Raw genomic sequence first — 26,049 nt, 5'->3', positions numbered from 1 at the left:
GGTGTGTCTGCTTTGGGCTCTATACGGTCATTCGGTGTTATCTTTCACTGAACTTGGTTTCGTTCACATCCACCCATACCCCCTCTGGTGAAATCTCTGTCCCATACACCAACCGTTCCACCCCCTGCGCCCGTGCTGCTTCAAACGCCGCCGCATAGGCCGGGTCAATATCAGCCGCCAGTGCAAACCGGTCGCAATCGGTGCGTTGCACCAGATACAGCATGATCGCGCGGTGTCCTTGCGCGGCCATTGCTGCCAGTTCGCCCAGATGCTTTGTGCCGCGCGCCGTGACGCTGTCGGGGAACTCGGCCAGGCCGGGCTGGCGCGAGAGGGTTACGCTTTTGACCTCGACATAAGCGTCGGGCAGGCCCGGCCCGGTTAACAGAAAATCGATGCGGCTGTTTTCGCCATATTTCACTTCGGGCCGGACGCTGTCATAGGCGGCCAGTTCTGCGATCTCACCAGCTTCAAGCGCTGCCCTTAAGGCGCGATTGGGAACCGAGGTGTCAACGCCAGTGAAATGCCCGTTTTCGTGATCCACCAAACGCCAGCCGTATTTCAGCTTTTTCTTCGGGTCGTCATTGGGTTCCAGCCAGATTTTCTCGCCCGGTTTGGCAAGCCCCATCATCGATCCCGGATTGGCGCAATGGGCTGTAACCTCATGCCCGTCTTCCAGCGTGCAATCGGCCAGAAAGCGTTTGTAGCGACGGATCAGGCGGGCGGGGATAAGAGGGGTTTCAAAACGCATGGTTCAGGGCCTATACCTGCCCCTGAGAACGATCAAGAGGGGAGAGCGCCATGGCCAATCCAACCGCAGCGATGCTGGTGATCGGGGATGAAATCCTGTCCGGCCGCACCCGTGATGCGAATATGCATTTTCTGGCGCAGGAGCTGACGAAACATGGCATCGACCTGAAAGAAGTGCGCATTGTCAGCGATGACGCCCCTGTCATCGAAGCGGCGGTTAAGGCACTGTCTGATGCCTATGACACCGTCTTTACCAGTGGCGGCATCGGTCCGACCCATGACGATATAACGGCCGATTGCATTGCGCGGGCCTTCAACACGCCGATTGATGTTCGGGATGACGCGCGGGCGCTGTTGCAGGCGCATTACGACAAATCCGGATTGGAACTGAACGCCGCCCGACTGCGCATGGCCCGCATTCCCGATGGTGCGGCGCTGATTGACAATCCGGTCTCGACTGCACCGGGCTTTATCCTTGCGAACGTGCATGTGATGGCCGGTGTGCCTTCGGTGTTTCAGGCGATGGTGGCCAGTGTTCTGCCAACGTTAACCGGAGGCAGTCCCTTGCTGTCGCAAACTCTGCGCGTAGATCGGGGCGAGGGCGATATAGCCGCAAATCTGTCCGCCTTGGCCGAAGAATTCAGCGACCTGTCCATCGGCTGTTATCCGTTCCAGATCAACGGGGCCTTCGGTGCCAACGTCGTGATACGAGGCACTGACGGAGGGCGGATTGATGCGGCGATGACCCGTCTGGCGAAAGAGTTGCAACTTTGAGCTTGAACTGGGCGGATATTGTCGACGGCACATGGCCTGCCGCAGGCTACAAGGCGCTTGGCCCGTTCCAACTGCGCGAAGGGCGGGGTGGCGGGTCACGTGTGTCTGCGGCCAATGCGCTGGGTCCTGCAACAGACGCGGATATTGACGCCGCCGAGGCTGCAATGCTGGCCATGGGACAGAAACGCATTTTCTGCCTGCGTCCGGGTGATGAGGCGCTGGATACAAAACTGGCTGATCGGGGGTACAGCGTTCTGGACCCGGTCAACATCTATGCCTGTCCGGTCGACCTGCTGACAGATCAACCGATCCCTCCGATCATGGTCTTCTCGGTCTGGGAGCCGCTTGAGATCATGCGCGAAATCTGGTCTTCGGCCGGGATCGGCGCAGAACGGCAAGCGGTCATGGCGCGCGCAAAAGGTCCCAAGACCAGCCTGTTGCTTCGCCATAACGATAAACCCAGCGGCGTGGCATTTGTCGCGATGCACGGGGATTTTGCGATGGTCCACGCGCTTGAAATTCTGCCCGATCATCGCCGCCAAGGTCTGGGCCACTGGACCATGCGCGCGGCGGCAATCTGGGCGCGGGATAATGGCGCGCAGACCCTCAGCGTGATCTGCACCAAGGCCAACAATGGGGCCAACGGTCTTTATCGCGCGCTCGGGATGGAGCTTGCAGGCGAATACCATTACCGTCACCTTGAGTGAACTGAAGAGGCCGCCGTGACACAAAAAGACATGCCCACCGCGCTGAACCTGCCCATGGTCGATCCGCTGCCGCCGGAAACGCAGAAATACTTTGACATCTGTGTCGAAAAGCTGGGCATGGTGCCGAACGTGTTGAAAGCAAACGCATTCGACATCGACAAGCTGAACGCCTTCACCGCGATGTACAATGACCTGATGCTGGCCGATAGCGGACTGTCCAAGCTGGAGCGCGAGATGATTGCGGTGGTCGTTTCATCGATCAACAAGTGCTTTTATTGTCTGGTTGCTCATGGCGCGGCGGTACGGCAGCTCTCGGGTGATCCGCAATTGGGTGAAATGCTGGTGATGAACTACCGCGTTGCGCCGCTGGATCCACGTCAGCGTGCGATGCTGGATTTTGCTGCCAAGATGACCACCTCCAGCGCCGAGATCGAAGAACCCGACCGGCAGAAGCTGCGCGATGTTGGGTTCACCGACCGGGACATCTGGGACATTGCCAATGTTACGGGTTTCTTCAACATGTCCAACCGGGTGGCCAGCGCGACAGCAATGGTACCCAACGAAGAATATCACGCACAGTTTCGATGATCCGTACGGCTGTCCTTTTATCAATGCTACTGACGGGGCCGGTTCTGGCGCAGGACCTGACCCTGCCCACCAGTGCGCGCCAGATCAGTGACCGAACCTCGCCGTTGGACAGTTATGACCTGCCGACGGGGCCTTATGAGAACGGTGCAGTGCCCTCAGACACAATCGAAGGTCGGGTTGAGCGGTTCACGTGGCGGTTACAGGCAGGTTCCAGCACGACCCTGCAGCTACTGGCCCCGCTGCGTGACCAGATTGAGGCGCAAGGCTACAAGATCCTGTTTGAGTGTGAGGCGCAAGCTTGCGGCGGCTTCGATTTCCGTTTCGGGACGGAAGTTGTGCCAACACCAGACATGTATGTCGCCATTCAGGATTACCGTTTCCTTTCAGCGACCAAGGGATCCGTTGCGCTTAGCTTGTTGGTCAGCCGCAACCCGCCAGATGGCTACGTACAGTTGATCCGCGTAACGCCGCAGGATGCGCCTGACCCTGATCCGGTTGTGATCGAACAGGCCGTCGAAGGCTCGGGCGGATTGCTGGAGGCTCTGACAAGCGCAGGGCATGTGATCCTGGATGATTTGCATTTTCCCACCGGCGAGGTGGCATTGGGTGAAGGGCCGTTCGCGTCGCTGACTCTGGTCGCCGGTTACTTGTCTGACAACCCCGACACGCGACTTGCGTTAGTCGGGCATACCGATGACACAGGCGCGCTGTCGGCCAATATCTCTGTCAGCAAAAGCCGGGCCGAGGCCGTACGCACCCGATTGATCGAGGCGCATGGCGTGGCCCCTGAGCGGATCGAGGCGCAGGGCGTGGGCTATCTGGCTCCGATAACGTCCAACGCGACGCCCGAGGGACGCGACCTGAACCGCCGGGTCGAAGCGGTTTTGCTGGTCAACTGAACAGGTACGGTCAAGCCTAAAGGCAAAAAAAGACCCGCACTTTGACATGCGGGTCATAAGGTTGGTCTTCAGGGAGAATTACCAGTCCATCGGGCCTTTGTCGTGGTAGGAATTGACCAGGAAATCGATGAAGGCCCGAACTTTGGGTTGTGTGAAGCGGCCGGGCGGGTAGACGGCATAAATGCCCTGAACCTCATCCGGCAGAGATGGCATGGCGTCGACAACCTGCCCTGATTTCAGCGCGTCGGCATAAAGATAGCTTGGCAGATACGCGATCCCCAGCCCCGAGATGGCCGCGTTCAGCAGCGATTGCCCGTCATTCACGCTCAGCCAGCCCGCGGTGCGCACCTGACGTTTTTCACCCGATGGCGCGGTCAGTTTCCAGACGTTGCCCGAGGATTGGCTGGAATAGTGCAGCAGCTTGTGTTCGTTCAGATCATCGATCTTCTGCGGGCGACCGAAGCGTTCAATATAGCTGGGTGCAACCACCATGCGTTTCACGGTTTCAGTTAGCTTACGGGCGCGCAGCGTGCTGTCTTCCAGCTCGCCGATGCGGACGGCCACGTCAAATCCTTCGGAAATCAGTTCGACATAACGGTTGTTCAGAACCATGTTCACGGTGATGTCGGGATAGGCGGCTAGGAACTCGGACAGAACGGGGGACAGGTGATTCACGCCGAAGTCGGTGGCAACGCTGATGCGCAGCAGGCCCGATGGGGCCGATTGCATCGACGTAACCAGCGAATCTGCTTCGCCCGCGTCATTCAGAACACGCCGCGCGCGGTCATAGTAGGCAAGGCCGATTTCCGTTGGCGACACCCGGCGTGTGGTGCGGTTCAGCAACCGGGCCCCCAGACGCGCTTCGAGGCTCGAGACATGTTTGGACACGGCGGATTTGGAGATGCCCATCTTTTTGGCCGCATCGGTGAAGCCACCTTGGTCCACCACATTGGCGAAGGCTTCCATTTCGGTCAGTCGGTCCATACTCGTTCCCCAGATCTTGATTTCCTACCCGACTATGGCGCTGAATCTGGGCGGAAACGCGGCAGACATGGGATAATATCAGGGATTTGAATCGGATCGTTTGCGTATGGGAAACGCAGAAACAGTGGTTTCCAAATGCGCCTGAGCCCCTGTCCGGCTGTGTTTTTTGGCGCAGCGACCTAATGTGTTACCTTGAGGATGGCATTTTTGTGACAAGGGAGGAGACCATGAAGACCGTTTTCACCATCGCTGCCTTTTGCCTTTTTGCGGGCTTTGCACACGCCGGGGGTGAAACGCCTTCGAACCCCGACGCGAAGGTTTATTTCGTTAATCTATCTGACGGTGACACAGTGCAATCACCGGTCACGGTTGTCTTCGGTCTCAGCGGAATGGGCGTCGCCCCGGCCGGGACCGAGAAGGAAAACACCGGCCACCACCACCTGCTGCTCAACCGCCCCCCGATTGGTGAGGGCGAGGATGGAGCGGATGAGCTGGCTTATGGCCTTCCTGCCGATGACAACCATATGCATTTTGGCGGCGGCCAGACCGAGGTGACACTGGACCTGCCCGCAGGTCAGCACACGCTGCAGCTGGTATTGGGCGACGCGGGTCACGTGCCACATAACCCGCCGATTGTGTCCGAGGTGATTACGATTACCGTTGAGTAGGTAGCCGCACGCCTGTTTACTTTCGGTTTGATGTGGGGAACTCTCCGGCAAGTGGTCGGAGGGTTCTATGTCGCTTGAGTTTTTCATTACATCTTTGATCGTCGTGCTGTTGCCGGGCACCGGCGTGATCTACACGCTGGCCATTGGGCTTGGCCGCGGGTTTCGCGCCAGCATTGCGGCGGCGGCAGGCTGCACGCTTGGAATCGTACCCGCCGCTGTGGCCAGCATTATCGGCTTGGCCGCTCTGCTGCATACAAGTGCGCTGGCCTTTCAGGTGCTTAAATACCTTGGGGTGCTCTACCTGTTTTATATGGCGTGGGGGATTGTCCGCGAGGGCGGTGCGATGGAGGTCAGCGCGGAAAAATCAGCCAAAGGATACCTTAGAATTGCGACGACCGGCACGCTGATCAACGTGTTGAACCCCAAACTGTCGTTGTTCTTCCTCGCGTTCCTGCCGCAATTTCTGCCCGCCGACACAAACCATGCGGGGCTGGCTTTGGTGCAACTGGCGCTTGCGTTTATGGCGATGACCTTTGTTGTATTTATCGCCTACGGGGCCTGCGCGGCATTGGCCCGGGACTACATCATCCACCGCCCGTCAGTGATGGCCTGGATCAAACGGTGTTTTGCGACGGCCTTCGGCGCGCTGGGGGTGAAACTTGCGCTGTCCGACTGACCGAGCTTAAAGCTCGGCCGCCAATCGCGTTCCCTGATTGATCGCCCGTTTGGCGTCCAGTTCGGCCGCTACATCCGCACCGCCGATTACGTGGGGGGTAACGCCGCGTTCGATCAGCGCATCCGCCAGCGACCGGTCTGAAACCTGCCCGGCACACAGAACGATTGTGTCCGCCGAGATCACAGTCGGGTCAGCACGGTCTTCGCCAAAGCTGACATGCAAGCCGTCATCGTCGATGCGCTCATAGTTCACGCCGCCCACGAAGTTGACGTTTTTCATCTTCAGTGCAGCGCGGTGAATCCAGCCAGTGGTTTTACCCAATCCCTTGCCGTGTGCCTGTTTCTTGCGCTGTAGCAATGTGACCTGACGCGCTGGCGCGCTGGGTTGAGGCCCTTCTGGCGCAAGGCCCGAGCGGTGCTCGGCCGGGTCTGTTACGCCCCATTCCTTCATCCAAAGCGGCAAGTCGGTGGTTGCGCTGTGCCCGTCCTCCAAAAGAAACTCCGACACATCAAAGCCGATGCCGCCTGCGCCGATCACTGCGACAGATTCGCCGGTTTCGGCCTTGCCACGCAGTACGTCTATATAGCTAAGGACATTTTCCCGATCCTGCCCCGGAATCTGTGGATCGCGCGGGGTGACGCCGGTTGCGATGATCACCTCGTCAAAGCCGGCGAGGTCGTCGGCGCTGACCTCACGATTCAATTCCACCTTCACGCCCAGATCGGCCATCATTGTGCGATACCAATCGACCAGCCCCCAAAACTCTTCCTTGCCCGGAACCTGTTTGGCCATGTTCAGCTGCCCACCGATCTCTGCGGCGCGGTCAAACAAAGTCACGTCGTGGCCGCGCTGGGCGGCGGTCATCGCGGTGGACAAACCGGCTGGCCCCGCACCGACAATGGCAACTTTTTTCTGGTTCGAGGCAGGCTCAATCACCAGCTCAGTCTCATGACAGGCGCGGGGATTGACCAAACAAGACGTCAGCTTGCCGCTGAATGTATGATCCAGACAGGCCTGGTTGCAGGCGATGCAAGGCGCGATTTGCGCAGACTGTCCTGCAACGGCTTTGTTGACGAAATCGGCGTCTGCCAGCATCGGGCGGGCCATCGACACCATATCGGCACAGCCGGTGGCCAAGACCTCTTCGGCGACCTCGGGCGTGTTGATCCGGTTCGAGGTGATTACAGGAATCGAAACCTTGCCCATCAGCTTTTTCGTCACCCAGGCGAAAGCAGCGCGCGGGACGCTGGTGGCGATGGTCGGAATCCGCGCCTCGTGCCAACCAATGCCGGTGTTGATGATTGTGGCACCGGCCTTTTCTACTTCTTGCGCCAGTTGCACCACTTCTTCATGGGTTGAACCATTGGGGACCAGATCAATCATCGAAAGGCGGTAGATGATGATGAAATCGCGGCCAACGGCCTCGCGCGTGCGGCGCACGACCTCGATAGGCAAGCGCATCCTGTTTTCGTAGGACCCGCCCCAGCGGTCTGTGCGTTTGTTGGTATGGGTCACAAGGAACTGGTTCAGGAAATACCCTTCAGACCCCATGATCTCGACCCCGTCATAGCCCGCCTGTTGGGCCAGAACGGCGGCGTTCACGATGTCGCTGATCTGTTTCTCAATGCCCACTTCATCCAGTTCATTTGGCGGAAAGGGTGAGATCGGAGATTTCACCGGGCTTGGGGCCACACATTTCGGGCCATAAGCATAGCGGCCTGCATGCAGGATCTGCATCGCAATCTTGCCGCCTGCTTCGTGCACCCGTTGGGTCACGATGGAATGGTTCGCCACCTCTTTTTCATTGGTCATCATCGACGCGCCGGGCAGAACCGAGCCCTCAAGATTCGGACCAATGCCACCTGTCACCATAAGCGCCACGCCACCGCGCGCCCGGTCCGCATAGAATTCAGCCACCCGGTTCCAGTCACCGGTTTCCTCAAGCCCCGTATGCATCGAGCCCATCAGTACGCGGTTCTTCAAGGTAGTAAAGCCCAGATCCAGCGGGGCCAGCATGTTTGGGTACGCAGTCATGGCGAAACTCTCCCTCCCGAATATGCGAGTTAGATTGACCTTCGCGTCAACTTTGTCACGCGAAACCCCACGTCACCCTCTTTGCTGTTGCCCCTGTGGTTGTTAGAGGTTGGCGGAACAACCCGATGAGGCCCCGTATGACCCCCGAAGACATCGCCAAGCTACCCTATCGTCCTTGTGTCGGGCTGATGCTGATAAACGCGGATGGCAGGATCTTTGTGGGTCAACGCAACGACCGTCACAAAGACGCGTGGCAGATGCCGCAGGGCGGTGTGGACAAGGGCGAAGACCCGCGCGATGCGGCCCTGCGCGAGTTGTGGGAGGAAACCGGGGTGACCTCGGACCTGGTGGAGATCGTGGCCGAAACCGACGGTTGGCTGCCTTACGATCTGCCGCACGACATCGTGCCCAAGATCTGGAAAGGCCGCTATCGCGGGCAAGAGCAGAAATGGTTCCTGCTACGCTTTATTGGAACGGATGATCAGATCAACATCGAAACCGATCACCCCGAGTTTTCACAATGGAAATGGCAAGCGTCTGATCGGTTGATCGACGAGATCGTACCGTTCAAACGGGACGTGTACGAGCAAGTGCTGGCGGCTTTTGAAGACCACCTCGGCTCGTATAAGTGACGTATGGGAAAGTTGGACATCCTTTTGCCGGGACTTTAGCGCAGAGCTGTTTTTAACTGGCCAGTCATGATGAAAACCACCTATCCCAGCCCCGCGCGTGCGCATCGTACCGCCGACATGGTTGTCCATGTGATCGGTTTGTCCCTGATCCTTTTGGCTGGTAGCCTGCTGATCGTGAACGCCTATCAGCGTCTGGATGCTACGCTGCTTCTTGCGGTCATCGTTTATGTTCTCTGTGCGCTTGCGTCGAACCTTGCGTCCTGCGCCTATCATTTCGCGCCTTGGCATGATCGCCGTAAGCTGTTGCGCCGTATCGACCACGCCGCGATTTATCCCAGTATCTGCGGGACATTCACGCCTTTCTTCGTTCAGGCTGGAACGACATGGACCATGACCTTGCTTTTGGTATGCTGGGGGCTGACCATCGCGGCCGTCTGGAACAAGATCGCGAATGAGACGGTCAAATCACGATGGTCGACAGCATCCTACCTTGGTTTGGGTGGCATCGGTTTGGGCGCAATCCCAGACATGACAACCGTTCCCACAGCCACCCTTTGGTGCATTGCGGGCGGTGCAGTCAGCTATGTTGTTGGAACGATGTTTTACGCTCAAAAGACACTGCCGTTTCGTTATGCGATTTGGCATATCTGGGTGAACCTGGGTGGGGTTCTGATGTTCGTCGGAATCTGGCTGGCGCTGTTTTCTTAATATACGGCAGGGTCGGGGCGCGGGCGCCCCAATCCATTTTGTGAAAAAGTGTCGATCCTAGGTCAGAGCAACCCTTCGGCGCGCAACAATTCCTGCATGTTTGCTTCCGGGCGTGGGCCGATATGGCTGATGACTTCTCGGGCACAGACATTGCCGATCTTTGCGCAAGTCTCATAATCCCGACCTGTGGCCATGCCAAACAGGAAGCCTGCAGCGAACTGATCACCCGCACCTGTTGCGTCCACGGGCACAATCTTTTCAACCGGCACGTCAATGCGGCTGTCACTATTCAGAACTGTCACACCGTCGCCTGACCGGGTGCAGACAACCAACGGACAGATGGCGGCGGTTTTGGCCAGCGCTTCCTCCAGATCGTCGGTTTCGAACAGCGATTTGATCTCGGCCTCATTGCCGATCACGAAATCCAGTTCGTTTTCGATCAGCAACAGGAAATCGACGCGGTGACGTTCCACGCAGAACGGGTCGGAAATGGCAATACCGGCCTTTCCGCCGCCCTTGTGACAGGCGCGCGCGGCTTCAAGAAACGCGGCTTTGCCCTTTTCCTTGTCGAACAGATAACCTTCGAGGAACATGATCTGGCTGTTTCCTGCAACGTCATCCGAGACGTCCTGCGAGGACAGCTCGGATGAAATCCCCAGATAGGTGTTCATCGACCGCTCACCATCGGGCGAGACGAAGATCATCGAACGCGAGGTCGGCAGCTCTCCGCCCGGAACCGGCGGGTTCACGAAGTCAACGCCGTCTTCGTTCATCGCATCCGCATAGAACCGCCCCAGCGCGTCGTCATGCACGCGCCCGATAAAGGCAGCGTCCAGTCCAAGGGCACCCGCACCTGCAATCGTGTTGGCGACCGAACCGCCAGGCGTCTGCACGCGACCTTCCATCGAGGCATAGAGAACTTCACCGCGCTCCTGCTCTATCAGCTGCATGATGCCTTTCTCGATGCCCATCAGTTCCAGGAAACTGTCGTCGGCCTGGGAAATCACGTCTACGACGGCATTTCCGATGCCGGTCAGTTGGTAAGTTTTCATTGGGTTTTGTCCTCGAATCGACAGAGATCACGGATGATGCAGGTCGGGCATTGCGGCTTGCGTGCCTTGCAATGGTACCGGCCATGCAGGATCAGCCAGTGATGTGCATGAAGCTGGAAATCAGCAGGTATGTTGTCTTCTATGGCGCGTTCGACTGCGTCCACGTCCTTGCCGGGGCAAATGCCGGTTCGGTTGCCGACGCGAAAGATATGCGTATCAACCGCCTGAGCAGGTTGCCGCCACCACATGTTCAGAACCACATTGGCCGTCTTGCGCCCGACACCCGGCAGCGATTGCAACGCAGCACGGGAATTGGGAACCTCGCCGCCGTAATCTTCCACCAGAATCCGGCTAAGCTTGATGACGTTTTTCGCTTTCTGACGAAACAGGCCGATGGTCTTGATATGTTCGATCAGACCCTCTTCGCCCAGGTCCAGCATCTTTTGTGGTGTGTCGGCGATCTTGAACAATTCGCGCGTGGCTTTGTTGACGCCCGCATCGGTCGCCTGCGCCGACAGCGCGACGGCCACGACCAGGGTATAGACGTTCACATGCTCAAGCTCGCCCTTGGGTTCGGGGTCGGCCTCTTGAAAGCGCGTAAAGATCTCGCGGATCGTATGATAGTCGAGTTGTTTTGCCATCCGGGCCTTAATGCCGTGGGATTGTGCGGGCTGCAATTGAAAACACGCTTGATGTAGTCATGCGCGAAGCTCGTTTAGCTTGGTTGCAAGCTTTACAGCTTCAAACTCTGCAGGGGTCTCGTCACCCATTGGGCAAAAGCTGGCCACCAAAAGCCCGGAAGTGGTGTCTGGAAACTGCGCGATCAAATTTGCCGAAAACGGGCCGCATCCAGTGTGCCCGATAATGCGGCCAACGGGTTGGGCCGCACCGATCATCAGACCAAGCCCATAGCCGGTTTCGCTCCAAACCCGTCCCGGAATAGCCGGGCCTTGCATGGAAGGGCTGAGCAACTGGTCTTTGCTTGCAGCAGATAACAGATCGCCGTTCAGGACGGCGCGTAACAGGCGCAAGGCGTCGGTTGCAGTGCCCATAAGGCAGCCGTGGTAGACCCAGTCCGGGTGATAGCCTTGCGCGTTCCAATAAAGTTGTTCGAAATCATCCCGTGTCCGAGCAACACGCGCGGTCAGACCCAGCGGCTGGCAAATACGAGCCTGCATGATTTCGGCCAGACTGGCGTTGTGCACCTCTTCCAGAAATTGGCGCAAGAGCAGATAGCCCACATTTGAATATACCCAGTTCGTTCCGGGCGGGTAGGCGAGGTTGCGAAAATCTGCTTCTGCCAACAACTGCTCGACAGACCAGGGATCTGCACCTTGCGCGACGGCATCTCCATAGCCCGGTAGCGCCCCATAATCTCTCAGCCCGGCGCGGTGCTGCATCAATTGGCGCAGCGAAAACGGATGCTCTCGGAACGGTGCATCAAGATCGCATTGCTGGCGTTCCCACGCCTGCATGACAAGAACTGCGATTGCAGTTTTGGTGAAGCTCCACCAGGGAAACAGGGATTCACCGCACTCGTCCAGAAGAACGCGGCCTGTTTGGTCCATGGCGGCGGAGAGGGTCATGTTCGGCCCGGAATTGATTGGATGTGGTTCGACCCTAAGTCAGATCAATTCTCAAAGAAATACGGTTGCGCAAGTTTCGGGTCGCTCACCAATAGGCAGACGACGTATAGTCTGGGAAATAGTGCAAGAGGTAAGCGACATGAATGTCCAGACCCCGGAAAGCGAATACCACTACAACGTCATGCGCCGCGCAATTGACCTGATCGATCAGGGTGGCGAGGGCCTGAGCCTCGATGAGCTGGCCCGTCAGATGGATATGAGCCCCGCCCATTTTCAACGCTTGTTCTCGCGCTGGACCGGGGTATCGCCGAAACGGTATCAACAATACCTCACGCTGGGCCACGCAAAGGCCCTGCTGCGCGAGCGGTTCACCACATTGGAAACCGCGCATAACGTTGGCCTGTCCGGCAGCGGCCGCCTGCACGATCTGTTCCTGAAGTGGGAATCCATGAGCCCCGGCGAATACGCTCGGAAAGGCGCAGGATTGACGATCTATTGGGGCTGGTTCGAATGCCCCTTTGGCCCTGCGCTGGTCATGGGCACAGACAAGGGCATCTGCGGCATGGCATTCGGGGCAGAGACCGGGGAAGAAGCCGCGATGGAAGACATGATCTCGCGCTGGCCCAAAGCGGATTTCGTTGAGGATCCGATGCGTTTGCGTCCTTGGGTGCTGAGTGCCTTTGGGGCTGCCAGCGACCGGTTGGAACCAACGCCGCTTTACCTGATTGGATCGCCTTTGCAGATCAAAGTGTGGGAAGCGTTGATGCATATCCCTTCTGGGCAGGTCACAACCTATTCCGAGATCGCGCAGCGCGTAGGCTCACCACAAGCTGTTCGCGCCGTGGGAACGGCAGTTGGGCGCAATCCGGTCAGTTGGTTGATCCCTTGTCACCGCGCGCTGCGTAAATCAGGTGGGTTAGGTGGTTATCACTGGGGTCTGCCGGTGAAGCGCGCCATGCTGGCCTATGAAGCAGCGCAGGCAGACGCCTGATTGACAGATGACCCGACCGCTGCCAAAAGGCACCGCAGGTTCGGGTCCCCTGCCGTTCGCGGCCTTTGGCTTTGGTGAAACCCGGTTTGAAAGACATCTGTTGCCCTTTTTCCGGCGCGCGGATGGTAATGCGAACCCCGTCCAGACTTCGCACCCGTTCAAAGACACGAGGCACATGATGACACGACTCCAAACCGTTGCTCCGGTTGAAGAGCTGAAAGAGCAGGCAAAACGCCTGCGGGAAAAACTGAAAGCGACGGGCGTATCCCTGTCGCATAGCGCCACACTGGAACTGCTGGCCCATCAGCACGGCGTACGAGACTGGAACACATTGCATGCAATGGCCGGAAATCGGATGCACCTGCGTGTAGGTGACCGGGTTGAGGGACGATACCTGGGTCAGGCATACACGGGGGAAATTCGCGGCATAACTATGCTGGGCGATGGCGCGCGCCGTCGTGTTACCCTGCATTTCGATACGCCCGTCGATGTGGTGCGGTTCGATAGCTTTTCCGCCTATCGACAGCGCGTCACCGGAGAGATTGGCTGGGATGGTCAATCCCTACGGCACACATCTGACGGAGAGCCTCAGCTTGTGGTGCGGCCTGTTTGAAACACTAAGGGCGGGGCACCTGTATTGCCCCGCCCAATTTGATTGACTCATTGGACAACTTATTCAGCCGCCCATCCGCCGACCGCTTTGACTTCAAGGAAGTCTTCCAAACCGAAAACACCACCTTCACGCCCGTTGCCTGATTGCTTCATGCCCCCGAACGGAGAGCCCGCGCTGCGTGATTGGCCGTTCATCTCGACCATGCCCGACCGCAAGACACGTGCCATACGATTGGCCCGCGCGCCGTCTTGCGTCTGAACATAGTTGGTCAGGCCATACGGCGTGTCGTTGGCGATCTCGATAGCTTCTTCTTCGGTGTCGAAGGGGATCATGGTCAGAACAGGACCAAAGATCTCTTCGCGTGCGATGGTCATCTGATTGTTGGCGTCGGCAAAGACTGTAGGGCGGACATAGTAGCCTTTGTTTAACCCCTCTGGCCGTCCGGTGCCACCAGCGACCAAACGTGCACCTTCGTCGATGCCTTTCTGAATCAGGTCCTGAATCTTGGTCCACTGGACCTCGTTCACCACCGGGCCAATGTGGCGGCCTTCTTCGGTTGCGGGACCGACCTTGACCATGTTGGCCACTTCAGTCGCCGTTTCCACCGCCTTGTCGTAAATCGGGCGCTGCACCAGCATCCGGCTGGGTGCATTACAGCTTTGGCCGGTGTTTTGCATCATGTGCAGCACACCGCGCTTGACGGCCTTATCATCTGCATCCTCAAAGATCACATTCGCGCCTTTTCCGCCCAATTCCAGATGCACTTTCTTGAGTGTCTCTGCAGCGTTCTTCGAAATCGCGGTACCAGCGCGGGTCGAGCCGGTAAAGCTGACCATATCCACATCTGGATGGCCGGAAAGTTGCGAGCCAACGCCCACCCCGTCACCGTTAACCAGATTGAACACGCCGGGCGGAAAGCCTGCCTCATCCATCATCTCGGCAAAGATCATCGCGTTCAGCGGGCTTTGTTCTGATGGTTTCAGCACCATGGTACAGCCCGCAATTGCCGCCGCACCGACCTTGAGCGTGACCTGATTCATCGGCCAGTTCCACGGCGTGATTAGGGCGGCGACGCCGACCGCCTCATAGATGATGCGATCATTGGGGGCGTGGTCGCCCAAAGGGCGTTCGAACTCAAACGCCTTGGCGGCGCGGATGAAGTTTTTCAGGTGGTAGATACCCGCCCCGGCCTGCGCCGAACGGGCCAGATCAATCGGTGCACCCATCTCAAGTGACATGGCTTGCGCCAGATCCTCGGAACGCGTCGCGTAAAGTTCGATTAGTTTTTCCACCAGCGCAATGCGGGTTTCCACCGGAGTCGCCATCCACCCGGGCAGCGCGGCTTTGGCCGCTGCAACAGCCGCATTTGTGTCGGCTTCATCACCCAGTGAAATCACTGCACAGGGTTCCTCGGTTGAAGGGTTGATCACTTGAAAATCATTGGGCAACGAAGGAGAGACCCACTGACCGTTGATGTAAAAATCCCGCTTTTCGATCATCGTGAATCCTCCTGATGGATCGGCACTAACCCAGTTGTCAGCGCATACTCTGGCAGCCATACCAAGATCGAGCAATAGCGAATTTGATCAAATTATTTTCCTTTAACGCCGTCGAATTCCGTATCCCTGAGCGCCGGGGATGGTTTAACCTGCGCGCAAAGTGATTAGGTTCCACGCAACCGACTCAGGTTTTTAACAGGAAAGGAGATGCCCCATGGGTTTGCGCATCAACGATACCGTCCCAAATTTTACAGCAGAAACGGATCAGGGCACCGTACAGTTTCACGACTGGATCGGCGACAGCTGGGCTATTTTGTTCTCGCACCCAAAGGATTTCACCCCTGTTTGCACCACCGAGTTTTCGGCTGTTGCGCAGCTGAATGACGAATGGGCCGCGCGCAACACCAAAGTGATCGGCGTATCGGTCGATGGGGTCGAAGACCACAAGAAGTGGAAGAAGGACATCGAAGAATACGGTAAGGCCAATCCCGGCTTCCCGATCATCGCCGATGACGGTTTGGCCGTGTCCAAAGCCTTCGACATGTTGCCCGCAGAAGCCTATCTGCCTGACGGTCGCACTCCGGCTGACAGCGCAACTGTGCGCTCGGTTTTCATCATCGGCCCGGACAAGCAGCTGAAACTGTCGATGACCTATCCGATGACCGTGGGTCGGAACTTCGCCGAGATCCTGCGCGCTCTGGACGGGCTGCAGATGTCGGCTAAGGGCGTTGCAACCCCGGCTAACTGGGTGCCGGGCGAAGATGTGATCATTCCGCCTGCAGTGTCGAACGATGAAGCAAAAGAGAAGTTCGGCGAGTTTGAAACGATCTTCCCCTATCTGCGCAAAACCAAGGCGCCGTCCTAAATCGGTTGCCGGTTCAGAGGGGGGGCTGTCTGCCCCCCATCGCGCCTGTCGGCACGATTCCCCCCGAAGGTATTTTTGGCCAGATGAAGCAGGCGGTTGTTACGGGCAGGGCGCTCCAAAGTACATCCGGCGTGAGTTGTGTTGCTTGAATGCCCCCGCACCTGAGGTGCGAGGGCAAGAAGGCGGCAGAAAACCGGAGAGAAACCTGACGCCCAAAGCGATCAGAACTTGTAGCGCAGCCCGAAATTGACGCTGAATGTGTCCAGATCGTCTTCAACTGTGCCCGTCAACGCGCCGTTCGGGGCCAACCGCTCCGACGATACGTCAAAGGCGCGGGCATAGCGGGCGTCTACGGTAAAGGCGGTCGATGGGTTGATGTCATATGCCACGCCTGCGATCACCTGAGCCGCAAAAGCGGTGTCGCTGTCATCCAGCGCCACACCGGGGCCGTAAGCGAAATCCAGATCCGAGTAGGTGGCACCAAGACCAAACCCTGCAAACGGGGTCAGCGCGCCGGCTTGTTTGAAGTCGAACAAGACGTTGGCAAAGAGCGAGGTTTGCGAAACGTCGCCAGAGATGTTGCCTTCTGGTGCTGGTCCGTTGCCGGTAAAGTTCACACCATCCACGTCGCTGTCGCGATAGGAAAGCTCCAGTTCGATCCGTGTCCCGACCGTGTCATTGGACCACTGCGGGATCTCTTTACCAATGGCCACGCCCAGGCCGAAACCTGCATCAAAGTCTGTATCGACCGATTGTGTTGCGCCCCCGATTGTGCCCGAAAAGTCGCTGTCTTGCAGTTGGCTGTAGCCGATAAAGCCCTGAACATAGGTGCCGTCACCCAGGCTTTGTGCGGTTGCTGCGGTTGTGCCCAGCATCAGGGCGGCGGAGGTCAGGATGAAACGACTAACCATGATCATGTCCTTTGTTCCAAAACGTTTCCCTGCTTAGATCATGTGTCTGGTGGTGCATGGAAAGGGTTCCGGCGGTCACATCGGGTCACTCTAATTTGGCGTCATGTGATAGAATAAATCGCATATTCGAGTTGTTGTCGCTGAATGGCAGGCCGTCGATTTCTGATCTGCGCAGGGACGTGCTAGTATGGCTCAAGGGGGCTGTTCCACAGGCGAAGGCCATCGGGATTTCACTGTACTTTGCAGGAGAGAACCATGGCGTTTACAGATTGGTATGTTGAAGGAGAAAGCTTCGGAAACTGCAATTGCGGTTATGCCTGCCCTTGCCAATTCGAAGAACTACCCACCCACGGAAACTGCCGGGGCTTCGAAGTGCTAGAGATTGGCACAGGGTATTTCGGTGACACTGATCTGGGTGGTGCCAAGGCCGCGCTGATCTATGCCTGGCCGGGGCCTATTTTCGAGGGCGGCGGAGAAATGCAGGTTGTCATTGATCCTGCTGCGACCCCAGCACAGCGCGCGGCGCTGGAAAAGGTCTTTCACGGTGAGGAAACGGAGGAGATGGCGACGCATTGGTACGTGTTCCGTGCCATGTGCGAAAAGGTGCACGACACGCTCTACCTGCCGATTGATTTCGAAATGAACATGGAAGAGCGGACCGCCCGTGTGTCCATCGGCGATGTGCTGAGCTCGACAGGTCGCCCCATTGAAGCCCCTCATGGCGGGGGACCGCATCGCGTACGAATCGATATTCCTGGCGGTATCGAGTTCTCTGTGGCCGAGATCGGCAGCGCTACAACGCGCGCAGACGCGGCGATCAAGCTGGATTTGAACGACAGCTATGGCCAATGGCACGTTTTGAAACACGGGCCGGGTGGTGTTGCCCACTAAACCGAGTTAGGCGGCCTTCTTAAGCGCATTTGGGTAAACCCGCCAATTTGGAACCTTCAGGTCTGATTTCAGCATTCCGGCTTCGAAAGGTTTAAGGACCGGTAGCACCGTTGGTCCGTAACCAGTCGCGCCGTGGGACAGGTCCGGGAACAGGTCGAACAACTTGCGCAGGGTGGCAGGTGCCATTGCACTGAGGGTCGTGTCGCCGGGATAAAAGGATTCGGACCAGATTCCTTCGACATTCACCAGCTCATGCTGATCTAAAAGGATGTGAACATATTCGATCCCCTGCTCAGGCGGGTCCTGCACAATGCTTTGCCCATTTATCAACGCCTTCGCCGGGGCCAACATCACGGTCTCGCCATGCATCAGTTCCATCATCGCTGAGGTTACAGCGACCCGATGTTGCGGCGACACCAGCAGGTCGCGCGTGGGGCAGTTCGGACCGAAACAGCCCGCCTTGAAACGCACTGGGCACAGATGCGGAGAGGAGCGCAGCTCTTGCGTCGACAGATGCCGTCGACCGATCCAGCGCACCGGGCGGATGCGTCCACCTGTGGTCAGGACAGGGTCCCCAGGTTCCAGTTCTTCCACCTGGCGCTGCCCGGTGGGGGTCAGGATCAGCGACCCTGTGGTGAAGCACACGAAAGACGGCAAGCTCTGATACGGGGTAGAAGATGCGGTGCCGCCAAAGCTGGTGTCTTCGATGGTGTCATTCAGCGCAGCTTGCCCCGAAGTGACGATGATATAGCGCGGGTTGCTGAACTGGATCAGGGTGAAACTGACAGGCGCGCCGTTGATCGTTCCGGTATACGTCTCGAACGTACTGAAATTCTGAGACGAGGCGGTAAAGCCCGGCAGCCCGGACAGGTCCAATTGGGTGCTGTCGGGGTCTGGGTCATCTAAGATCGCGTCGTTGTCCGTTACTTCAACAGAATACGCGGCCGTGATATCGACGTTGCGTGTGCTGAACGGGTCTGCACTGATTTCATAGACGGTAATCGTGGCCACGGCCGCACAACATCCCTGAGAGCAACAAAGCTACCCTTAAGGTTGTGCTAATTTGTTTAAGAATCGTTAATGGTTGATTTACCTAGACCAGATTACTGGGGAGTGGTCGGAGTCACACCTAAACCAAAAAGGCCCCGGACAGTGCCGGGGCCTTTCGAGCCAGAAGATAGGTACAGATTACTCTGCGTCTTCTTTCTTTTCTTTCTTCTCGGGAACGATCTCTTCGCCGGTTTCCTGATCGACGACTTTCATCGACAGGCGGACCTTGCCGCGATCGTCAAAGCCCAGCAGCTTGACCTTCACTTCCTGACCTTCCTTCAGAACGTCTGACGGATGGTTCAGGCGGCGGTTTTCGATCTGGGACACGTGGACCAGACCGTCGCGCTTGCCAAAGAAGTTCACGAAGGCGCCGAAATCGACGATCTTGACCACTTTACCGGTGTAGATCTGACCTTCTTCCGGTTCGGCCACGATCGAGTAGATCATGTCATAAGCCTTCTGGATCGATTCACCATCGGGCGAGGCGATCTTGATCACACCGTCGTCGTTGATGTCGACCTTGGCACCCGAAACCTCAACGATCTCACGGATGACCTTACCGCCCGAGCCGATCACTTCGCGGATCTTGTCGGTCGGGATGTTCATGGTCTCGATGCGCGGGGCGTGGACCGAGAATTCGTTGGTCTCGGACAGGGCTTTGCCCATCTCGCCCAGAATGTGCATCCGACCTTCTTTGGCCTGTGCCAGAGCGGTTTCCATGATCTGCGGCGTGATACCTGCGACTTTGATGTCCATCTGCAGCGAGGTGATGCCGTTCTCGGTACCTGCCACTTTGAAGTCCATGTCGCCCAGGTGGTCTTCGTCACCCAGGATATCGGTCAGAACAGCGTAATCGCCATCATCTTCCAGGATCAGACCCATGGCCACACCGGCAACCGGTGCTTTCAGCGGAACACCTGCGTCCATCATCGACAGCGAACCGCCGCAGACAGAGGCCATCGAGGACGAGCCGTTCGATTCCGTGATCTCCGAAACCACGCGTACGGTATATGGGAAGTCGGTCGGTGCAGGCAGAACCGCCTGCAGCGCGCGCCATGCCAGCTTGCCGTGACCGATCTCACGACGGCCGGGCGAACCCACGCGGCCCACTTCACCCACCGAATACGGAGGAAAGTTGTAGTGCAGAAGGAAGTTCGATTTGAAGTTGCCGTGCAGCGCGTCGATGAACTGCTCATCGTCACCGGTGCCCAGCGTGGTCACGGCCAGCGCCTGTGTTTCACCACGGGTGAACAGGGCGGAACCGTGGGTGCGGGGCAGCAGCGAGGTTTCGGCTTCGATGGCGCGTACATCGGTGGTCGAACGACCGTCGATGCGCTTGCCGCCCTTGACGACGTCGCCGCGCAGAATACCGGCTTCCAGCTTTTTCATCGCCGATCCAAGATTGGCGTCTTCCAGCTGTTCCTCGGTCAGCGCTTCTTTGATCGCTTCGCGGGCAGCGGCAACAGCGGCGGTGCGCTCTTGCTTGTCGGTGATCGCGAAAGCGGCGCGCATCTGCTCTTCACCGGCTGCGGCAACAGCGGCGTAAAGCTCCGAGTAATCGGGGGCGACGAACTCAAACGGCTCTTTCGCGGTTTCTTCGGCCAGCGAGATGATCAGGTCGATGACCGGCTGGATTTGCTCATGCGCAAAGGTCACGGCGCCCAGCATTTCGGCTTCGGACAGCTCGTAAGCTTCCGATTCCACCATCATCACGGCGTCTTTGGTACCGGCCACAACCAGGTCCAGACGCTGTTCGGGGTTGAGGCGCAGGTCCTGCATATCGTCCACGGTCGGGTTCAGGACGTATTCGCCATCCACGAAACCAACACGGGCACCAGCGATCGGGCCCATGAACGGCGCGCCCGAGATGGTCAGGGCAGCCGAAGCAGCGATCATTGCAACGATGTCGGGATCATTGACCAGATCGTGGGACAGCACGGTGCACATCACCAGAACTTCGTTCTTGAAGCCGTCAACGAACAGCGGGCGGATCGGACGGTCGATCAGACGCGCGGTCAGCGTCTCTTTCTCGGTCGGGCGCGCCTCGCGCTTGAAGAAGCCACCCGGAACCTTACCGGCGGCATAGTATTTTTCTTGGTAGTGTACGGTCAGCGGGAAAAAGTCCTGACCGGGCTTTTGTTGCTTGGCAAAGGTCACGTTTGCCATGACGCTAGTTTCGCCCAGCGTGGCAATTACAGTGCCGTCCGCCTGACGGGCAACCTTGCCGGTTTCCAGTGTCAGCGTCTCTTCGCCCCACTGAATCGATTTCTTCGTTACATCAAACATATGCGTATCCTAGAACGGAGCACTCCCGCCCCTGCGGGTCTCCGGTTTGCATGGCGGCCCCATTGCCGCCGACCCCACTTTATCTTCCATTCGAGTGCCGGGGTCAGGGCACAACGTCTCAGATACCGCGCGCATACATGAGAATGCGTTGGAAGGAAAGAGAAACCGCATAACGCTGAGACGGTTTCCCCCACTCAGAAAGATCGCTCGCGGGACTTGCGTAGTGCGCGGATGTCCGTTGCTGTTTCAGGACCGGGTTGCGGACTGGTTGCCTGTAAAGGGGCCGCGCCGCTGTGTTTCAGAAACGCCAGAGCGCTAACCGACCAGATCCAGGAGTTCAGCCAAAGCAGGGCAGAACTTGCTGCGATTCCCTTCAGAATAAGGTCTAAGTCGAAATCAGGCAGAGACTGAGTCAGAATGATCGAGATAACGGAAATAAAGATAGGCAGAAGCGCAAATAGCGCTGTCAAAAGTCCGAAATAAAACTGAAGCACGATCGAGAAGAAAAAAACGCAGAACAATGGGATGAAACTGCGGCCAAAGCCGTAAAAAAACCCGCGGCTTGGTGCGCCGTAGCCAGCTTCCTGCGCGGCGCTGGCCATAGGGACGGCCATCACGGCACTGACCGCTGCATAGACGACGTACAAAACGATAGCTGTGCTGCCGAAGGTAAGCAGAACTAACGATGTCTGAACTGGTTCCGCAGCATCTTTGACCGCTGTCAATGAGATTGGTTGATCAAGCCTCCAGAGCGCAAAAATCGTTGAGGCAACACTTACCATTATACTCAGAGCGCCAAGCACGATCAGAAAAAACACTCCGTATTTGACAGCATTCAGAATGAGTATCTTTAGGTCAGTGCGACGCGTGTCCCCTTTGATTGCAAGGGCGGCCCGTATGCCAAACAGGGTTATTATTGCAGAGTTGACTGGTTCGCTCAGTGTATCTGCATAACCGGCTGTAATGATGTCCAAAAGCGACGACACAATCGATGAAAGGAAAAAGATAATGATTACCGGAACGATCATCCGCGAAAAAACGCCGAATGACATAGGGACAGCTTTTAGGATGAGAAACATAGAACAGGTCCGAAAACTATGTATGCAATGGTCAGGTATAGTGACTTGGTGTGTGAAACGTGAACTTGTCGAAAAGATCGTTTCAGTAGGTTCTACTTATTGGAGAGAGATGCGCAAGTGATGTTCAGTTCAGTTGTGCGATCTGAAATCCGGACCGGGTAATCACATAGATAAAGTTGAATGCATTTTGCAAAAATATGAAGGCAGTTTAAGCTTTTACGAATAAGCCCGCGGTCGAGATGACGGAAACGCGCCAAGGGGGTAACTATCTCATAACCGTCCGCCGACCGAATACCTTGGCGTTTGCAAAAAGCGAACAGAAGGGCAATCGAATGGCACAAACAAAGAAGATGCTGGATCCGGACCCCCGGATTTACGACTTCGAAACGGAATATGAGCTGGGGCAGGACAACGTCCGGCCATTTGGTCTGGATATTCACAACCCGGTTTTTCTGATCTCGAGTATTTTGATCTTTGCGTTCGTTCTGATCGCATTGGCCAACCAAGAGGCAGCGGCCTCGTTCTTCGGCTGGCTCCGGCCCTGGCTGACCAGCACCTTTGACTGGTTCCTGGTTCTTTCGGTTGACGCGATCACCCTGTTCTGTCTGGTGTTGATTGTTTTGCCCGTTGGTAAAGTACGGATCGGCGGCAAAGACGCCAAGCCTGACTATTCCTATGCTGGATGGATCGCGATGATGTTCGCCGCCGGTATTGGTATCGGTCTGCTGTTCTTTGGCGTGATGGAGCCGGTCTACTATAACTTTGCCGAAGGCGGGAATGCGCGGCCCTTGGGCATTGATATTGCAGTTCCAGGCAATGAATATATCGGCATCGTCGGCACAATCCATCACTGGGGGCTGGAAGGCTGGGCAGTCTATGCCGCTGTGGGCCTGAGTCTTGCAATCTTTGCCTATAACCTGAATCTGCCGCTGACCCTGCGGTCGGCCTTTTATCCGATCCTGGGTGAGCGCGTCTGGGGCTGGTGGGGCCACCTCATCGACACGCTTGCGGTGTTTGCGACGTTGTTCGGCCTGACGACCTCTTTGGGTCTTGGTGCGCAACAGGTTGCGGCAGGGCTGAACGAGGTGTTCGGCATCGAACCCAGCCCAACCGTGACCGTCCTGCTGATCATCGGCATCACCATGATCGCGCTGGGATCAGTCCTGATGGGCATGGATGCAGGCGTGAAACGGCTGAGCGAGATCAATATGATCATGGCTGTGGGCTTGTTCCTGTTCGTCATCGTTGTCACTGGCGTTGGTACAGCCATCGCGCGGTATTTCAACGTGATGGTGGATTACGTGACGCACCTTCCAGCGCTGTCCAATCCGTTCGGGCGAGAAGACACCAGCTATTTCCACGGCTGGACGACGTTCTACTGGGCCTGGTGGATCGCATGGTCACCGTTTGTGGGTATGTTTATCGCCCGCATCTCGAAGGGTCGCACGGTGCGTGAGTTCATCCTCTGCGCGCTGCTGGCCCCAACGGCAGTCTGTGCCCTGTGGATGTCGACCTTTGGCGGTGCGGCCATCGACATGCTGAACGCAGGCGGAGCCGAAGGCGTCCGCGCCACCGTGATCGACAGCTACGCCCCCGAAGGCGCGCTGTTCGGCTTCCTGAAGGAATTGCCGCTTTATGGCATCGTCGCGCCCATCGCTTTGATCCTGATCGTGGTGTTCTTTGTCACCTCGTCCGACTCGGGCTCGCTGGTGATCGACACGATTACGGCAGGCGGCAAGATGGATGCGCCAGTTGTACAGCGCGTATTCTGGTGCACGTTGGAAGGTCTGGTGGCCATCGCACTGCTGCTTGGAGGCGGGTTATCCGCCCTGCAAGGCGCCGCGGTGTCAACGGGGATACCGTTCACGCTGGTGGTTCTGATGATGTGCTACTGCCTGTGGCTGGCGCTGAAATCGGAAAAGGCGAAGATGTAAATACGACCGCTATGAAAATTGAAAACGCCCACCAGACGGTGGGCGTTTTTTGATTCGGTATTAAAACTTGCCGTTGTCATGCGCCATTTCAGACGGGATGGGTGAGACAACATCCCAATGCTCAACAATTTTCCCGTCCTCTACGCGCCACAGATCAAAGAAGGCCCATGGCTCACCGCCCATGATGGCATCGGTGGCCACGAAGACGAAATTGCCCTCAGCTACGGCGAACTGAGGCTCGAACTTAGTGATCACCATGCCTTGCGCGGCGAAAGCGTCGATCGCGGCCATAAATCCGGCCAGACCGTCCTCAATAGAAGGATTGTGCTGCATATAGACCTCTGGGTCCATGTAGGTTGTGACGTTCTCTGGCGCGGCACCGCCCAGCACATCACGCACAAAGCCCAGCACCAGCGCCTTGTTTTCTTGGGTTTTATCGAGGTCGGTAATTTCAACCGGCCCGTCCGTCATGCCACGCCCTGACGCGGTGGTTTCTGGGATGGGTTGCAGATTGTCCCAGTGTTCGACAACCTTTCCATCTTCCACGCGGAAGATATCAAAGGCCGCAAGCGACGAGGCTCCAAACGCGTCGGCATTGTCATAAGTGTTGTGCAGCACAACCATGTCGCCTTCGGCAATCACACGGTGGGTTGTGGCAGTCATGCCGGATTGTCCAACCAATGGGATCAGCCCCATCAGCCCTTCAGCGCCGGTCAGAACCTGCGGATTGTGCTGGATGTAATCGGCGCTCACCATCTGGCGTGCGGCTTCTGGGTCGTGATCGATAAAAGCGGCTGAGAACAGGGCGAGGACAAGCTCTTTAGGGGTCATGGTCAATTCCTGATGATTCGAGTTGTGCTGATAGTAAGTATTAAAAACGCACCACATTTCAATTACGCACTAAAAAGTCACGAGGTTACTCCTAGGATACTCCGTTAAAAAACATAGCCTTGCGATTATTTCGGGAGGTTCTATTGTTGTTATAAGTTACTAAACCGCACCAGAGGTCCTCATGCTCCCCATTGGCGTCAACAGCAAGGCCGAAGCGTCCAACTGCTCGATCCGTTCGGTTCTGTCCAACGTCACCGGCAAATGGCGGATGATCATCATTTTGGCCCTTGAGGATGAGCCGAAACGGTTTGGAGAGCTCAAACGCTGTATTGGGGACGTGACGCAACGTGTGTTGACCGAAAACCTGAGAGGGTTGCAACGGGATGGGTATCTGACTCGCACTGTCGATCCCGGCCCGCCTGTTGCGGTTTCTTATGCGCTGACACCTTTGGGTCGCGACCTGTTGGAGCTGCTCAAGCCGCTTGTCTATTGGTCACACGAACAAATGGATCAGGTCAAGTCCGCGCGCATGGAATATGAACGGGCCCACCCAGATTGAGGGCACCTGACTCCCAGCTGGTTGACCTGCACAAAAAAACGCCCGCCAAAGTGACGGGCGTCTGAAATCTGCAAGCGATGCGATCCGACCTTAGCGGCGGATGCCCAGCTTTTTGATCAGGTCCTGATAACGCGCTTCTTCTTTGCCCTTCAGGTAGTCCAGCAGCTTACGGCGCTGAGCAACCATTTTCAGCAGACCACGACGACCGTGGTTGTCTTTTTTGTGGGTCTTGAAGTGCTCGGTCAGGGTGTTGATGCGCGAGGTCAGGATGGCAACCTGTACTTCAGGCGAACCGGTGTCGCCTTCTTTGGTTGCGAATTCTTGCATGACGCGTGCTTTTTCAGCGGCAGTGATCGACATCGGGGTCTCCTTTAAAGGTTAGAGTTGATGGCGCAGGCCGGGATGTCGTCCAGCGCAGGCCCATGGAGAAAACCGCACCGATTCCGATGCGGATGGGCGCGTATAAGCGGATTTTTATCAAATGG

Annotated in this window: 27 protein-coding genes; 14 read left to right on the top strand and 13 right to left on the bottom strand. The window is 57.2% G+C overall.

What is annotated here, in order from left to right; all coding sequences use genetic code 11:
• Nucleotides 1–37: 37 nt before the first annotated feature.
• The gene (gene sfsA / locus ACXADZ_RS16355; protein ID WP_475197951.1) at nucleotides 38–748 is read right to left on the bottom strand and encodes a DNA/RNA nuclease SfsA; all 711 of its coding nucleotides are present in this window, start codon (nucleotides 746–748) and stop codon (nucleotides 38–40) included.
• A gap of 50 nt (nucleotides 749–798) precedes the next feature.
• Between sfsA and ACXADZ_RS16350 the strand changes: the two genes are divergently transcribed.
• Genes ACXADZ_RS16350 through ACXADZ_RS16335 form a run of 4 tightly spaced genes read left to right on the top strand, consistent with a single transcriptional unit; the run spans nucleotide 799 to nucleotide 3,715 of the window.
• A complete protein-coding gene (locus ACXADZ_RS16350; protein ID WP_475197948.1) occupies nucleotides 799–1,521 on the top strand; it encodes a competence/damage-inducible protein A in 723 nt (240 codons plus the stop codon).
• The gene (locus ACXADZ_RS16345) at nucleotides 1,518–2,228 is read left to right on the top strand and encodes a GNAT family N-acetyltransferase (protein ID WP_475197944.1); all 711 of its coding nucleotides are present in this window, start codon (nucleotides 1,518–1,520) and stop codon (nucleotides 2,226–2,228) included. The genes ACXADZ_RS16350 and ACXADZ_RS16345 overlap by 4 nt, the downstream gene beginning before the upstream one ends.
• Nucleotides 2,229–2,258: 30 nt before the next feature.
• Nucleotides 2,259–2,816: a peroxidase-related enzyme gene (locus tag ACXADZ_RS16340; protein ID WP_475198588.1), complete on the top strand. Its 558-nt coding sequence runs from the start codon at nucleotides 2,259–2,261 to the stop codon at nucleotides 2,814–2,816.
• Nucleotides 2,813–3,715 (top strand): OmpA family protein, encoded by a 903-nt coding sequence (locus ACXADZ_RS16335; protein ID WP_171093215.1) that lies wholly within the window; start codon nucleotides 2,813–2,815, stop codon nucleotides 3,713–3,715. The genes ACXADZ_RS16340 and ACXADZ_RS16335 overlap by 4 nt, the downstream gene beginning before the upstream one ends.
• A 78-nt stretch (nucleotides 3,716–3,793) precedes the next feature.
• Here the strand turns inward: ACXADZ_RS16335 and ACXADZ_RS16330 are convergent, their stop codons facing one another.
• On the bottom strand, nucleotides 3,794–4,699 hold the full coding sequence (locus ACXADZ_RS16330; protein ID WP_171178259.1) for a LysR family transcriptional regulator: 906 nt from the start codon (nucleotides 4,697–4,699) through the stop codon (nucleotides 3,794–3,796).
• Between the two features lie 227 nt (nucleotides 4,700–4,926).
• Here ACXADZ_RS16330 and ACXADZ_RS16325 point away from each other — a divergent pair, with 227 nt between their 5' ends.
• Nucleotides 4,927–5,367 (top strand): DUF4399 domain-containing protein, encoded by a 441-nt coding sequence (locus tag ACXADZ_RS16325; protein ID WP_171184345.1) that lies wholly within the window; start codon nucleotides 4,927–4,929, stop codon nucleotides 5,365–5,367.
• 67 nt (nucleotides 5,368–5,434) lie between these two features.
• Complete coding sequence (locus ACXADZ_RS16320) at nucleotides 5,435–6,043, top strand: LysE family translocator (protein ID WP_475197940.1); 609 nt, start codon at nucleotides 5,435–5,437, stop codon at nucleotides 6,041–6,043.
• A gap of 6 nt (nucleotides 6,044–6,049) precedes the next feature.
• Here the strand turns inward: ACXADZ_RS16320 and ACXADZ_RS16315 are convergent, their stop codons facing one another.
• Nucleotides 6,050–8,077: an FAD-dependent oxidoreductase gene (locus ACXADZ_RS16315; protein WP_475197939.1), complete on the bottom strand. Its 2,028-nt coding sequence runs from the start codon at nucleotides 8,075–8,077 to the stop codon at nucleotides 6,050–6,052.
• Between the two features lie 137 nt (nucleotides 8,078–8,214).
• On the opposite strand from ACXADZ_RS16315, the gene ACXADZ_RS16310 reads away from it, so the two are divergent.
• Together ACXADZ_RS16310 and trhA are read left to right on the top strand one after the other, a co-directional pair.
• Complete coding sequence (locus tag ACXADZ_RS16310) at nucleotides 8,215–8,709, top strand: RNA pyrophosphohydrolase (RefSeq protein ID WP_475197937.1); 495 nt, start codon at nucleotides 8,215–8,217, stop codon at nucleotides 8,707–8,709.
• A gap of 66 nt (nucleotides 8,710–8,775) precedes the next feature.
• Nucleotides 8,776–9,417: a PAQR family membrane homeostasis protein TrhA gene (gene trhA, locus ACXADZ_RS16305; protein ID WP_475197936.1), complete on the top strand. Its 642-nt coding sequence runs from the start codon at nucleotides 8,776–8,778 to the stop codon at nucleotides 9,415–9,417.
• Between the two features lie 62 nt (nucleotides 9,418–9,479).
• Here the strand turns inward: trhA and ACXADZ_RS16300 are convergent, their stop codons facing one another.
• From ACXADZ_RS16300 to ACXADZ_RS16290, 3 genes are read right to left on the bottom strand one after another with little or no spacing between them, the layout of a single operon-like run.
• On the bottom strand, nucleotides 9,480–10,469 hold the full coding sequence (locus ACXADZ_RS16300; RefSeq protein ID WP_171093229.1) for an adenosine kinase: 990 nt from the start codon (nucleotides 10,467–10,469) through the stop codon (nucleotides 9,480–9,482).
• On the bottom strand, nucleotides 10,466–11,110 hold the full coding sequence (nth, locus tag ACXADZ_RS16295) for an endonuclease III (RefSeq protein ID WP_171093231.1): 645 nt from the start codon (nucleotides 11,108–11,110) through the stop codon (nucleotides 10,466–10,468). Before nth ends, ACXADZ_RS16300 begins: the two co-directional genes overlap by 4 nt.
• Before the next feature lie 57 nt (nucleotides 11,111–11,167).
• Nucleotides 11,168–12,055, bottom strand: a complete 888-nt coding sequence (locus ACXADZ_RS16290; protein ID WP_475197933.1) for a serine hydrolase domain-containing protein — start codon at nucleotides 12,053–12,055, stop codon at nucleotides 11,168–11,170.
• A gap of 139 nt (nucleotides 12,056–12,194) precedes the next feature.
• On the opposite strand from ACXADZ_RS16290, the gene ACXADZ_RS16285 reads away from it, so the two are divergent.
• Both ACXADZ_RS16285 and ACXADZ_RS16280 read left to right on the top strand, forming a co-directional pair.
• Entirely contained in the window at nucleotides 12,195–13,046 is an 852-nt protein-coding gene (locus ACXADZ_RS16285; protein WP_475197931.1) for a bifunctional helix-turn-helix domain-containing protein/methylated-DNA--[protein]-cysteine S-methyltransferase, read from the top strand.
• Nucleotides 13,047–13,053: 7 nt separating this feature from the next.
• The gene (locus ACXADZ_RS16280; RefSeq protein WP_475197929.1) at nucleotides 13,054–13,659 is read left to right on the top strand and encodes a glyoxalase superfamily protein; all 606 of its coding nucleotides are present in this window, start codon (nucleotides 13,054–13,056) and stop codon (nucleotides 13,657–13,659) included.
• A gap of 59 nt (nucleotides 13,660–13,718) precedes the next feature.
• On the opposite strand, the gene ACXADZ_RS16275 is transcribed toward ACXADZ_RS16280, so the two are convergent.
• Nucleotides 13,719–15,158, bottom strand: a complete 1,440-nt coding sequence (locus ACXADZ_RS16275) for an aldehyde dehydrogenase family protein (RefSeq protein WP_475197928.1) — start codon at nucleotides 15,156–15,158, stop codon at nucleotides 13,719–13,721.
• Nucleotides 15,159–15,372: 214 nt separating this feature from the next.
• On the opposite strand from ACXADZ_RS16275, the gene ACXADZ_RS16270 reads away from it, so the two are divergent.
• Nucleotides 15,373–16,023, top strand: a complete 651-nt coding sequence (locus ACXADZ_RS16270; RefSeq protein WP_171093240.1) for a peroxiredoxin — start codon at nucleotides 15,373–15,375, stop codon at nucleotides 16,021–16,023.
• 221 nt (nucleotides 16,024–16,244) lie between these two features.
• On the opposite strand, the gene ACXADZ_RS16265 is transcribed toward ACXADZ_RS16270, so the two are convergent.
• Complete coding sequence (locus ACXADZ_RS16265; protein ID WP_475197926.1) at nucleotides 16,245–16,934, bottom strand: outer membrane protein; 690 nt, start codon at nucleotides 16,932–16,934, stop codon at nucleotides 16,245–16,247.
• 255 nt (nucleotides 16,935–17,189) lie between these two features.
• On the opposite strand from ACXADZ_RS16265, the gene ACXADZ_RS16260 reads away from it, so the two are divergent.
• Nucleotides 17,190–17,825: a DUF1326 domain-containing protein gene (locus tag ACXADZ_RS16260; protein WP_171184325.1), complete on the top strand. Its 636-nt coding sequence runs from the start codon at nucleotides 17,190–17,192 to the stop codon at nucleotides 17,823–17,825.
• A 6-nt stretch (nucleotides 17,826–17,831) separates the two neighbouring features.
• Here the strand turns inward: ACXADZ_RS16260 and ACXADZ_RS16255 are convergent, their stop codons facing one another.
• From ACXADZ_RS16255 to ACXADZ_RS16245, 3 genes are all read right to left on the bottom strand, one after another.
• Nucleotides 17,832–18,836: a Hint domain-containing protein gene (locus ACXADZ_RS16255; protein WP_171184323.1), complete on the bottom strand. Its 1,005-nt coding sequence runs from the start codon at nucleotides 18,834–18,836 to the stop codon at nucleotides 17,832–17,834.
• Nucleotides 18,837–19,013: 177 nt separating this feature from the next.
• Nucleotides 19,014–21,161 carry a polyribonucleotide nucleotidyltransferase gene (gene pnp, locus ACXADZ_RS16250; protein ID WP_171093248.1) on the bottom strand — a complete coding sequence of 716 codons (2,148 nt, stop codon included), beginning with the start codon at nucleotides 21,159–21,161 and terminating at the stop codon, nucleotides 19,014–19,016.
• 194 nt (nucleotides 21,162–21,355) lie between these two features.
• Nucleotides 21,356–22,240, bottom strand: coding sequence for a hypothetical protein (locus ACXADZ_RS16245; RefSeq protein ID WP_171670636.1), 885 nt, complete (start codon nucleotides 22,238–22,240; stop codon nucleotides 21,356–21,358).
• A 332-nt stretch (nucleotides 22,241–22,572) separates the two neighbouring features.
• Between ACXADZ_RS16245 and ACXADZ_RS16240 the strand changes: the two genes are divergently transcribed.
• Nucleotides 22,573–24,174, top strand: a complete 1,602-nt coding sequence (locus tag ACXADZ_RS16240) for a BCCT family transporter (protein ID WP_475197918.1) — start codon at nucleotides 22,573–22,575, stop codon at nucleotides 24,172–24,174.
• Between the two features lie 60 nt (nucleotides 24,175–24,234).
• On the opposite strand, the gene ACXADZ_RS16235 is transcribed toward ACXADZ_RS16240, so the two are convergent.
• A complete protein-coding gene (locus ACXADZ_RS16235; RefSeq protein ID WP_475197917.1) occupies nucleotides 24,235–25,005 on the bottom strand; it encodes a nuclear transport factor 2 family protein in 771 nt (256 codons plus the stop codon).
• Nucleotides 25,006–25,186: 181 nt separating this feature from the next.
• Here ACXADZ_RS16235 and ACXADZ_RS16230 point away from each other — a divergent pair, with 181 nt between their 5' ends.
• Nucleotides 25,187–25,564: a winged helix-turn-helix transcriptional regulator gene (locus ACXADZ_RS16230; protein WP_171093255.1), complete on the top strand. Its 378-nt coding sequence runs from the start codon at nucleotides 25,187–25,189 to the stop codon at nucleotides 25,562–25,564.
• 90 nt (nucleotides 25,565–25,654) lie between these two features.
• Here the strand turns inward: ACXADZ_RS16230 and rpsO are convergent, their stop codons facing one another.
• Complete coding sequence (gene rpsO / locus ACXADZ_RS16225) at nucleotides 25,655–25,924, bottom strand: 30S ribosomal protein S15 (protein WP_170329634.1); 270 nt, start codon at nucleotides 25,922–25,924, stop codon at nucleotides 25,655–25,657.
• Nucleotides 25,925–26,049 lie beyond the last annotated feature (125 nt).

This window comes from Ruegeria sp. ABM4_193, from assembly GCF_056158705.1.
This window is presented reverse-complemented; position numbering and strand designations above follow the sequence as displayed.